7 protein-coding genes are annotated in these 11,586 nt (G+C 60.2%); 6 read left to right on the top strand and 1 reads right to left on the bottom strand.

Annotated elements, in window-relative coordinates:
* Nucleotides 1-19: 19 nt before the first annotated feature.
* Nucleotides 20-1,501, bottom strand: coding sequence for a S10 family peptidase (locus E4021_RS11990; RefSeq protein WP_136459598.1), 1,482 nt, complete (start codon nucleotides 1,499-1,501; stop codon nucleotides 20-22).
* A gap of 51 nt (nucleotides 1,502-1,552) precedes the next feature.
* Between E4021_RS11990 and E4021_RS11985 the strand changes: the two genes are divergently transcribed.
* From E4021_RS11985 to polA, 6 genes are all read left to right on the top strand, one after another.
* Nucleotides 1,553-3,346 (top strand): ABC transporter ATP-binding protein, encoded by a 1,794-nt coding sequence (locus E4021_RS11985; RefSeq protein WP_136459597.1) that lies wholly within the window; start codon nucleotides 1,553-1,555, stop codon nucleotides 3,344-3,346.
* A 216-nt stretch (nucleotides 3,347-3,562) separates the two neighbouring features.
* On the top strand, nucleotides 3,563-4,945 hold the full coding sequence (locus E4021_RS11980; protein ID WP_136459596.1) for a YfcC family protein: 1,383 nt from the start codon (nucleotides 3,563-3,565) through the stop codon (nucleotides 4,943-4,945).
* A gap of 457 nt (nucleotides 4,946-5,402) precedes the next feature.
* Nucleotides 5,403-6,155, top strand: a complete 753-nt coding sequence (locus E4021_RS11975; protein ID WP_136459595.1) for a M10 family metallopeptidase domain-containing protein — start codon at nucleotides 5,403-5,405, stop codon at nucleotides 6,153-6,155.
* 359 nt (nucleotides 6,156-6,514) lie between these two features.
* A complete protein-coding gene (locus E4021_RS11970; RefSeq protein WP_136459594.1) occupies nucleotides 6,515-7,435 on the top strand; it encodes a hypothetical protein in 921 nt (306 codons plus the stop codon).
* A gap of 338 nt (nucleotides 7,436-7,773) precedes the next feature.
* Nucleotides 7,774-8,208 (top strand): cold-shock protein, encoded by a 435-nt coding sequence (locus E4021_RS11965; RefSeq protein ID WP_136459593.1) that lies wholly within the window; start codon nucleotides 7,774-7,776, stop codon nucleotides 8,206-8,208.
* Between the two features lie 546 nt (nucleotides 8,209-8,754).
* Nucleotides 8,755-11,580, top strand: a complete 2,826-nt coding sequence (gene polA, locus E4021_RS11960; RefSeq protein WP_136459592.1) for a DNA polymerase I — start codon at nucleotides 8,755-8,757, stop codon at nucleotides 11,578-11,580.
* Nucleotides 11,581-11,586 lie beyond the last annotated feature (6 nt).

The following is an 11,586-nucleotide window of genomic DNA, read 5'->3' as shown; positions in this document are numbered from 1 at the left end:
GGCGCTTATTGTCGCCTGGCTAATACCGGGCCGGTTTTTCGCCGGGCAGCGCGGCGCGGATGAAGGTGCGCAGGTCTTCGTTGGCGGCTTCCAGGTCGGGTCGGCGCAGGTACATCATGTGGCCGCTTTCGTAGCCTTTGAAGCTGAGCCGGTCGCGCATCCGCCCGCTGGGGTCGAGGTGCCACAGGGTGTATTTGGCGTCGTAGTAGTTGGTGGCGCCGTCGAAGTAGCCCGACTGGATCATGACGTTCAGGTAGGGGTTCATGGCCATGGCCTGCTGCAGGTTGTAGCCCGTGCGGTCGCCGGACCGGTCCCAGGGGTGTACGGGCCCAAACATGTTGTACTGCAGGTCGGTACGGAAGTTCAGTTCCTCGCGCAGGTAGTAGTTGATGGCGGGGGTGAAGGAGTGCAGCCAGCTGGTGATTTCGCTGTTGTAGTCCGGGCGCTCACCGGCGGCCATGGCGTCGATTCCGCGGTAGCGGCTGTCCAGGCGTCCTACGGTATAGTTGCCGGCCTCCTCGCCGCGCAGCAGGTTCTTCCAGAAGTAGGCGGCGGAGGGCATGAGGTTGTTGTCGAGCCATTCCTGGGCTTCCAGTCCGGAATAGCGGGCGGCGGTTTCCGCTACCTGTCGGCGGCGCTCGTCGCTCAGGTCCATGCCGCTGGCCAGGGCGGGCAGCAGTTCGTTGCGGGTGTAGGCCTCCACTTCGGCCAGCAGGGGCTCCAGCTCCATCGACTGCAGCTCGGCGGGCAGTTGCTGGTGGTACCAGGCGGCGGCGGCAAAGTAGGGCAGCTGGTTGGCGGCCTCGACGATGCCCGCCCGCTCGATGCCGATCTCGGTGGGCGATACCAGAATGACGCCGTTGAGGTACATCCAGCGGTTATCCTGCAGTTCGAGGGCCAGGCCCGATACCCGGGTGGTCCCGTAGCTTTCGCCGATGAGGAACTTGGGCGAGCGCCAGCGGTCGTGGCGACTCACCCAGTTGCTGAGCCAGTCGGCCAGGTATTCGATGTCCTGGTTCACGCCGAAGAATTGCTCGCGGTCGGCCCCCTCCACCATGCGGCTGAAGCCGGTATTGACGGGGTTCACGTACACAATGTCCGTCAGGTCGAGCACCGAGTAGGGGTTGTCGCTGATGCCGTAGGGCTGCACGGGGTAGCCTTCCTCGTCGATGTTAAGCACCTTGGGGCCGGTGTAGGCCAGGTGCATCCATACCGAAGCGGAGCCGGGGCCGCCGTTGAAACTGATGAGCAGGGGCCGGTTGGGGTCGTTCTGGTCCGTGCGGCGGTAATAAGTGTAGTGCAATCCGGCCGTAACCTTGCCGCTGTCGTTATAGACAGGCTGCACGCCGATCTCCACGCGGTAGGGAACGGCCTGACCCTTGATGCGGACGGTGTTTTCCGTCACGATTGCCGTGTCGAGGGGGAGGCGCCGTTTGTGTTCCTGCGAAAGCAGGGAAAGGGCGAGGAAAATATTGAACAAAAGCAATAGGGAACGTAACATATAGTAGTGGTTATAGCCGGGCGGCGTCGTATCGCCTAAAAGTATCAAAATTTGAAAGGGACCATCCGACAGTGGCGGGAATTCTTCTCCACCAACCCCTACGAGCAGCTGCTGCGCACCTCCTGGGCCTACGCCCGGGGCCTGCGGGGGCGCTACCTGCTCATCTATGTCATGTTCACCTTCGTGAACCTGCTCGCCTCGCTGCAGCCCATCATCTTCGGTTACTTCATCAACTACCTGCAGGAAGAGCGCGGCGACCTCATCACGGCGGCATGGATTTACGGGGGCGCTTACATGGCCCTCATCCTAGGCGGCTGGGCGTTTCAGTGGCCGGCCCGTTTAATGGAGCGGCGCATGGCTTACGAGATTAGCCGGCGCCTGCTTATGGAGACCTACGACCGGGTGGTGCGGCTGCCCCTCGACTGGCACCGGCGCCATCACAGCGGCGATACCATCAACCGTACGCGCAAGGCCTACGAGGCGCTCAAGAATTTTTTCGACAACGGCTTCGTCTACTTCCAGACGCTGGTGCGCATGCTCTTTTCGATCGTCGCCATCATCTGGTTCAGTGCCCTTTTTGGCGGGGTCGCGGGTGCCGTGGGCATACTGATCGTGCTGACCGTGCTGGCATTCGACCGCCCCATCATCGCCGTGACCCAGGAAACCAACGAACGGGAGAATGACCTGCTGGCTGGCCTCACCGACAACCTCGGCAACATCATCACCGTCACCACCCTGCGACTTGGCCGGCAGACTTCGAAGCAGATCGACCGCCGCATCAAGGCCGTCTGGCCCCCCTTCCTCCGCAACACCCAGCTCAACGAGCAGAAGTGGTTCGCCACCGGCGTCCTCATCGGACTGATGTACGTGATCATCGTGATCGGCTACGTGTACCAGAACTACGTGCCCGGAGAGGTCTTCCTGGTGGGTGGCCTGGTTACCCTCATCGGCTACGTCAATCAGTTCGCCAACATGTTCAACGCCCTTACCGGTCAGTACAACACCGTTATCCGGCTGCGGGCCGACCTGGCCGCGATCGACCCTATCACCTCCGCCTACGAACGGCGCGCGCGGCCGGCCCTGCGGCCCGGTACCCCCGTAAACCGCGACTGGCGGGAAATCCAGATCGACCACCTCAATTTTACCTACGCTACCGACACCGAGGAGGCCCGCGGCCTCAGCGACGTCAGCCTTCGCCTGGGCCGCGGTCAGCGCATCGCATTCATCGGGCCCAGCGGCAGCGGCAAGACCACCCTGCTCTACAACCTGCGCGGACTTTATCCGCCCGACTCCCTGCAAGTGACCTTCGACGGACACCCCGCCGGCTCACCCGCCCAGCTATATGAGCAGACTACCCTGATCCCCCAGAGCCCGGAAATTTTCGAGGAAACGATCCTGCAGAACCTCACCATGGGCATCCAGCGCAAGCCCGCCACCCTGGAGCAGGCCATTCATCTGGCCGCCCTGGAGGACGTGATCGCCACTGCCGACAACGGGCTCGACACCTGGCTATCGGAGGGCGGCACCAATTTAAGTGGCGGCCAGCGGCAGCGGCTGAGCATCGCCCGGGGTCTGCTGGCCGCCGAGAGCTCTACCCTGCTCCTGCTCGACGAGCCCACCAGCAGCCTGGATCCCGAGTCGGAAGTGCTCGTCTATCAGCGCATCTTCGCCGCTTATCCGGACCGAACCATCGTCTCCACGCTCCACCGCCTGCACCTGCTGCGGGAATTCGATTACATCTACTACCTCGAGGAGGGCCGCATCGTGAGTGAGGGCAGGCTCAACACCCTCCTGCGCGACAGTGAGGCCTTCAGGCGGCTTTGGCAGAATCAGGTACAGGTTTGATTTTGCGGCCATCCTGGCAGACGTCGGACGTGTGACAGAATGTCACACGTCCGACGTCTGCCACGGTGCTTTTCTGTGCCCCCTACACTATCTCGGCTAAGACGAAAATGTGGTCATGCCTGAGTTTGCTAGGTTTTTTACGACTGCCTTTTTGTCAGACGTCGGATGTCTAAGACATCCGACGTCTGACAAGGGACAATGCGTACATTGGGCCCAATGCGCCGCTGGTACTCGAACATCCCCCCACCCCTCATCATGTTGTTTGCCATCATCGTTGTCGTGACGGTGCTGACGTACGTGCTGCCAGCCGGCCTGTACGCCCGCACGGAGATCAACGGCAGTCTGCGGGTGGTGCCGGACAGCTACGCCGAGGTGCCCTCCACGCCGGTCGGCCCGTTTGCCATGTTCCGTGCCTTCCCAGAGGGCTACCGGCTGGCCACGCCCGTCATATTCATCTGCCTGGCCAGTGCCCTGATGTTCTCCGTACTGGAGCGCTCGCGTACCATCGAGAATGCCGTGGGCCGCCTGGTGTACCGCATGGGTCGGCAGCGCTCGGAACTCCTGCTGGTGCTGCTCACCTTCGTATACGGAATGCTCGGCGTGCTGGTCGGATACGAGAACAACATCGCAACCGTACCCATTGCCGTGGTGGTGGTGCTGGCCCTTGGCGGCGACCTTATCCTGGCGGCGGGCGTGAGCCTGGGAGGAATGACGGTAGCCTTCGGGCTCTCCCCCATCAACCCCTACACCGTGGGTATCGGCCACGAGATCGCCGGCCTGCCACTCTTCAGCGGTTGGTGGTTGCGCTCGATCCTGTGCTTTGGCGCCCTCGCCCTGACGGCCTTTTATAACGTACGCTATTACCGTCGCCTGCAGGCCAATCCGGAAAGCGGCATCGGCCGGGGCCTCGACACCACGGGGTTGGCACTTTCCCAGCCACTGGCTGATTACCGCATCAGCGGTCGCAACTGGTGGTTGTTGTCGGTCTTCCTGGCCGGACTGGGCGTCGTGCTTTTCGGGGTCTTTCAGTGGGGGTTCGGGATTAATGAGATCTCCGCCGTCTTCCTGATCGTCATGGTAGTGTGTGCCCTGACCAGCGGCCTGAGTGCCAAGGAACTGACCGATGCGGCCATGCGTGCCGTCGCGGAAATGGCACCCGCCACCTTCATCATAGGAATGGCGGCCACGGTCAAGGTGATCCTTGAACAGGGTCAGATCCAGGACACCATGAGTTACGGTCTGGCGCAGGCACTAGATGGACTGCCCACCTACGCCTCCGCCGTCGGGATGTCGATCGGCCAGAGTGGCATCAACCTGCTCATTCCCAGCGGTAGCGGGCAGGCCCTGGCCACCTTGCCGGTAATGATTCCGCTCGGGCGGGCGCTGGATCTGAGTCCGCAGATTTCCATCCTGGCTTTCCAGATTGGCGACGGGGTGACCAACCTGTTCAATCCCTCACTCGGCGGTCTGGTGGCCATGCTCGGCGTTTGTCGGGTGCCGTTCGACCGTTGGCTACGCTTTATCCTCCCACTCACGGGACTCATCCTGATTTGGGCGTGGGCCGGACTTTTGCTGGCCGTAGCGGTAGGTTACCAGTAGTTGGTACACGCTGACTGGCCCGTGTAACGGCAATGGCACAGTTTCGTCCATTAATCCACGTAAAAACCCTACTGGTCACCTGAGTAAACCGGTAGGTACTTTCCCACCCTTCGTCGCGGTGCCGTCACGCCACCTTTTCCGATTAAAACATCTATGGATTAATATTATATATTGAGGCACTTCCTGGCTACCTCAGTTTGCGTGGCTAGCCTGCCGGAGCATCTCGCGTATGCGAGATTACTGTTAATCCCAACAACTACCCCTTATGCGCTTTTCGTTTTTACCAGCCGCAGCCCTGCTGTCTGCTACCTTCTTTATGGTTTCCTGTGAGCAGGAACCAATAGTTGAGCAGGTTTAACTAACCACCCCCGCCCCCCTCTTCCTTGACTTACCCACGGGCAAAAGTGGTGCCGCCAACCTCGGCAAAAGTGCCGACGGCCATACCTACGCCGTAGCCATGGCCGAGTACATTACTTCCGGCGATTCCGACGAGATGGGGAATGTGATCTTCTTCAACAACCGCGGCAACAAACAACTGTCGTTCGACTTCGTACCCGGCTCCCTCCAACTGGATGGAACCGATGCCGTGACTTACTACGTTGACGAAACCCGCCCCTCCGGTAATGTCTCCGTGGAGGAGAGCACCAGCGCCATCGTAGCTTCAATGGACACCTGGGAAGCCGCGTCCTGCTCCGAACTGGGCATAACCCGCATCCCTTCGGACGGTCGCCCGACCGGATTCTACTCCGCGCTTCTCGGCTTTGGAGGCAGCTTCTCCTACGTGGCCGACGTCGTACACGGCGGCTGGTTACCAGGTATCTTTTTCGATCGTCTGCGGCCCAACGGAAGCCGGTCCATACTCGGCGTGACCTTCACCATCATTTACGTAGACGGAAATGGCAACCCCGTCGATACCAACAACGACAACAAGGGTGACGTCGCGTGGCGGGAAATCTACTACAACGACAACTTCACCTGGAGCGCCGGGGCCAGCCCCGGCTTTGACATCGAGACGGTCAGTCTGCACGAAGTAGGTCACGGCCTGAGCCAGGCCCATTTCGGCAAGGCTTTCCGCACCACGAGTAACGGCAAGCTTCACTTCTCCCCCCGGGCTGTCATGAACGCCACCTACTCGGGCGTCCAGACCACCGTGGACGGGACCGACAATGCCGGCCACTGCAGCATCTGGGGCAACTGGCCCAAAAACTAAAGCGTAGTAAAGGCTACCTGAGCGAAAGGCCTCATCCCTCCGGGGGTGAGGCCTTTCCTTGTCTTAGTTGTCCCGCTTGCCGGCATTAGGTGTGAGAGAGCCGAGGCGACCAGCCACCCCGCCACTGATTTAAAAATTTATCATCCTTCAAATAATCACTACCGGGAACCGTTTCCATCTGACAGCCCATTTGTTGCTCTTGCAATCAATGGACCTTTTCCGCCCCCGGTCATTGCCGGGCAGGGAAAATTCGCTGTCATTTTGCATTAACCCTTTTCCTACCGGTCGACTTATTGGGTGCTTGTGCGCCCGATAGAACAGGCCGCTCTCTAATCTCTCTTCATTTATTCACCTAACTCATGACTAATTTTTTCATCCGTACCGGAAGCCTGCTATCGCTGGCTTTCCTTACCCTAGCCTGTGAGCAGGAGCCCATCGTGGATACCATCGCAATGGCCACCCCCGAGGCGATTTATGCCGACCTCCCTACCCCCGGAGGCAAACTGGGCAAAAGCGCAGATGGCATCCGCTACGAAGTGGTTAAGGCAGAGTACATCACGGCGGGCGATTCCGACGAGATGGGCAACACCGTTTTCTTCAACAACCGCGGCAACAAGCAACTGGATTACGACTTCGCTCCCGGACTTTCGGGCGACGGCACCGATGCCATTTCCTACTACATCGACGAAGCCCGTCCGAGCCAGGACGTTCCCTCCGAACTGAGCAGCGCCGCCATCGGTCGTGCCATGGATACCTGGGACGAAGCTACCTGCAGCGACCTGGGCATGTTCCGGATCGCATCCGACGGGCGCCCCACCGGGTTCGTATCCAACCTGCTGGGCTACGGCGGAAGCTACGAATACGTAGCTGACGTAGTACACAACGGCTGGATGCCCGCTTCCTTCTTCCAGCAGCTGTTCGGCAATTCCGGCCGCTCGGTACTGGGTGTGACTTTCACCCTCGTGGCGGTGGATGCCCAGGGCGACCTCGTCGACATCAATAACGACCGGAAGCCCGACGTAGCCTGGCGCGAGATCTACTACAACGACCGCTTCAACTGGGCCACCAGCATCGACATCGAAACCGTTGCCCTGCACGAGGCGGGTCACGGACTCAGCCAGGGGCACTTCGGCAAGGCCTTCCGCAAGGAAAGCACCGGCAAGGTGCAGTTCAGCCCCCGGGCGATAATGAACGCTGCGTACTCCGGTCTGCAAACCGAAGTAGACGGCACCGACAACGCCGGCCACTGCAGCATCTGGGGCAACTGGCCCAACAAATAGTCTACACATTCACTCATTAGGTAGTAAAGCCCTGGCCGTATCCGCGGCCGGGGCTTTCTGCTTGGAGGCCAGCACCCCCTCGCTAACCGCCGTTGCCTACCGACCATTCTCCCTCTGATGGACGCCGGTGGGGAGGATCGTCGTGTGAATAAAGCGTTCTTTCCACAACTTCCCCTGCACTGACCGGTTGCCCCTACTGGGACACGACCAAACGCTCCCGCTACCCACGAATTAGCAGCGGAGTGATTTTGGCGTATCCTGACTGGACTAGTGATACGCGCATCCATTGTTATTCCTTTTAGTACCCCGGCGTTGCGTTTCCCCCCCTAAAGAAGTCTATGGCAGATACTTTCAACAAAAAACAGCGAGAGAAAAAGAAACAGAAAAAGAAGCGTGAGAAAAGTGAAAAGCGGGAGCAAAAGAAACTGAGCGCACGCAAGCCACCCGAATTCATGTACGTTGGCGTGGATGGCAACCTGACCCCACACGCTCCCGATCCGAGCCTGCGCAAACAGGTGAGCCTTGAAGAAATAGAAGTCAGCGTCCCCCCGTCCGAAAAATCAGCTGAATCCAGTTTTGAAAAGGCTGGATTCGTTAAATTCCTGAATCACGAAAAGGGGTACGGCTTCATCATCGGCGACGAGGGCGACGAGAGCTATTTCGTGCACGTGGATAATCTCCAGGGCCCGATCCGCGACGGCGACCAAGTCGTTTTTGAAGCCGGCCGCGGCCCCAAAGGCCCCGTTGCCGAGAAGGTAAAATTGCGGGCCTAGTGGGCTGGTGACCAAGGGCTTAGTAACCAACATCGTCTTGGCTACTCAAACAATAAGCCCCCGGCCCCCCCTTAGACATAAAAAGGCCCTTCATCACTTTGGTGAAGGGCCTTTTCCATGGGGGGGGTACTGCTAAGCACAAACATAACCGAAGCAAGCGGCCCGGGCACCGCGGTGACGTTCTGGTATACACTCCGTTCACACTCAATTGTGGGCGTTAAGAAATTGCTAGATCATGGGCAGTGCCACCTCCGGACGCTCCCCGCTGGTGCTGTGCCCGGTATCCGGGATAGTGCGCTGGCACATGATGTCTCCGTGCCGCTTGCCCCGGTTATCGTAGATCACTGCAGAATAAGCAGGACGGGATGCAGGCGGCTTACCGGCGATCCAGGATATTCAAATTGTTGTAGGCGGGATGGCTACGGCAAGCCTCGTGGACGGTTCCCGCCTTTCCGGACTTTTCCCAGGTTTCCGCCACCCTCGCTGGAGGAAATCAGCTGGTTTACCGGGCAGGCGTCCACCGCAAGACTTCCTTACCTTCGCCCCATGCCCAATCCCGACACCGACAAGCGCCTCTTTTTGCTCGACGGACACGCCCTCGTATACCGCGCGCATTTCGCCTTCATCAACCGCCCGCTCATCAACTCCAAGGGGGTAAACACCTCGGCCATGCACGGCTTTACGCGGACGCTGTGGGATCTGATGAAGAACCAGCAGCCCACTCACCTGGCCGTCGTATTCGACCCCGAGGGCCCGACCTTCCGCAATGAACTGGCGGCCGACTATAAGGCCAACCGCGAGGAGCAACCCGAGGACATCGGAATCGCCTTCCCCTATATCCATCAGATCCTGCAGGCCTTCAAGATCCCGATCATCATCGTGCCGAATTATGAGGCCGACGACGTCATCGGCACCCTGTCCAAGCAGGCCGCCCGCGCGGGCTACACGGTGTACATGGTTACCCCCGACAAGGACTACGGCCAGCTCGTGGAGGAGAAGATCCTGATGTACAAACCCAGCCGTATGGGCAACGGCGTCGAAATCCTGGGCGTCGACGAGATCAAGGAAAAGTGGGATATCGACAATCCCGATCAGGTGATCGATATGCTGGGATTGATGGGCGACTCGGTGGACAACATCCCCGGCGTGCCCGGCATCGGCCCGAAGACGGCAGCGAAATTCATCAAGCAGTTCGGCACCATGGAAGCCCTGCTGGATCAAACCGACAAGGTGCGCGGCAAGAACCAGGAACGCCTGCGCGAATACCGTGACCAGGCACTGCTGAGCAAGAAACTGGCGACGATCATCCAGGACGTCCCCATCACCTTCGACCCGGAAGCCTACCTCATTGAACCCTTCGACCGCGACTACCTCACCGACGTGTTCCGGGAACTGGAATTCCGCTCGATCGCCAACGAGATCCTGGGCGAAGAGGAAGCACCCAAACCGGCCTCCGCCCAGGGTGACCTGTTCGCTCCCGCTTCCACGGATACGGCACCCGCGTCCGCGCCCACCAATGGAAGCTCGCGCTTCCGGCAACCCCCGGCCCACGCCGTGGCCGACGAGCACCTGGGCAACACCGAGCAGGCCTACCACAAGGCGGAAACGCCCGAGGAACGCGCCGCTCTGATTGACCAGCTGAGCCAGCAGAAACTGTTCTCCTTCGATACGGAAACGACGAGTATCGACCCCACGACCGCCGAGCTGGTGGGACTGTCCTTCGCCTGGCAGAGCGGAGAAGCCTACTACGTGCCCGTACCCGCCGACCGCGCAGCAGCGGAAGCTATCGCAGCCGAATTCGCCCCGCTGCTGGCCGACGCCACCATCGACAAGGTGGGCCAGAACCTGAAGTACGACATGATCGTGCTCGAACGCTACGGGGCCCCGGTCAAGGGCAAGCTGCTCGATACCATGGTGATCCACTACCTGCTGCACCCCGACAAGCGGCACAAAATGGACATCCTGAGTGAGGAATACCTCAATTATAAGCCCGTGCCCATCGAGGCCCTCATCGGCAAGGGTAAGAAGCAGCTGACCATGCGCGACGTACCCGTGGAAAAGGTCGTGGAATACGCCTGCGAGGACGCCGACATCACCCTGCGGCTCTACCACGCCCTGTGGCCTGAACTTGAGGAGGAAGGGCTGATGGAACTTTACGAAACCGTGGAAGCGCCGCTGATCCCCGTGCTGCGCGACATTGAACTCGAAGGCATCAACGTCGACGGAGAATTCCTGCGCAACTACAGCAAGGTGCTCACCGAGGAACTGCAGTCGATCGAGCGGGAGGTGTACCAGATGGCCGGCTCGGAGTTCAATATCGGTTCGCCTAAGCAGATCGGCGAGATCCTCTTCGGCCGCATGGGCGTCCCCTACAAGGGCAGCAAGACCAAAACCGGGCAGTACAAAACGGACGAAGCCACCCTGGCGGAAGTGAGTGCCGACTTCCCCATCGTCAAGCAGATCCTGCGCCACCGCAGCCTGAGCAAACTGCTGGGCACCTACGTGGATGCCCTGCCCCTGCTGATGAATGAGGACGGGCGGATCCACTCCAGCTTCAACCAGACCATCGCCGCCACGGGACGCCTGAGCAGTAACAACCCGAACCTGCAGAACATCCCGGTGCGTACGCCGGAGGGAGCCGAGATACGCAAGGCCTTCATCCCGCGTGACAAGGACCACATCCTGCTGGCCTCCGATTACTCCCAGATCGAACTGCGACTGGTGGCCGCGCTGAGCCAGGACGAGGGGATGCTCGATGCCTTCCGCACCGGGAAGGACATCCATACGGCTACTGCCGCACTGATCTTCGACGTACCCTACGAGGAGGTGAGCCGCGTGCAGCGATACCAGGCCAAGACGATCAACTTCGCCATCCTCTACGGGGCGGGTGCCCAGCGCCTTACGCAGGAACTGGAGATCAGCCGGGCCGAAGCCAGTCAGCTCATTGCCAACTACTACGAGCGGTTCACCGGTTTGAAAAAATTCATGAGCGGCACCGTGGAGCAGGCCCGCGAGGAGGGTTACGTCACCACCCTGCTGGGCCGCAAGCGGAGCCTGCGCGATATTAACAGCCGCAGCGGCGTGGCGCGGTCGCTGGCCGAGCGCATGGCCATGAATACCCCGATCCAGGGTACGGCTGCCGACATGATCAAGCTGGCCATGATCCGCATCCATAAGATGCTGCGTGAAAAGGGCTTCCGCACCCGCATGGTGCTGCAGGTACACGACGAACTAGTGTTCGACGCGCCCCGGGATGAGGTGGAGAAGGTGACGCCGCTGATCGAGGAACTGATGCGCGAGGCCATTCCCCACTTGGACGTACCCATCGTGGTGGAAACCGGAATGGGGGAAAACTGGTTAGAAGCGCATTAAGCAGCG

Origin of the sequence: Neolewinella litorea (assembly GCF_004803465.1) — a bacterium.
In the GTDB taxonomy this organism is placed as follows: domain Bacteria; phylum Bacteroidota; class Bacteroidia; order Chitinophagales; family Saprospiraceae; genus Neolewinella; species Neolewinella litorea.
The sequence above is the reverse complement of the archived record's forward strand: the minus strand, read 5'-3'. Positions and strand labels throughout refer to the sequence as shown.

Bases quoted from the DNA above. Each gene is read 5' to 3' on its own strand.
- polA (WP_136459592.1), top strand. From the start codon at position 8,755: ATGCCCAATCCCGACACCGACAAGCGCCTCTTTTTGCTCGACGGACAC.
- E4021_RS11975 (WP_136459595.1), top strand. From the start codon at position 5,403: ATGGCCGAGTACATTACTTCCGGCGATTCCGACGAGATGGGGAATGTG.
- E4021_RS11970 (WP_136459594.1), top strand. From the start codon at position 6,515: ATGACTAATTTTTTCATCCGTACCGGAAGCCTGCTATCGCTGGCTTTC.
- E4021_RS11980 (WP_136459596.1), top strand. From the start codon at position 3,563: ATGCGCCGCTGGTACTCGAACATCCCCCCACCCCTCATCATGTTGTTT.
- E4021_RS11965 (WP_136459593.1), top strand. From the start codon at position 7,774: ATGGCAGATACTTTCAACAAAAAACAGCGAGAGAAAAAGAAACAGAAA.
- E4021_RS11990 (WP_136459598.1), bottom strand. From the start codon at position 1,501: ATGTTACGTTCCCTATTGCTTTTGTTCAATATTTTCCTCGCCCTTTCC.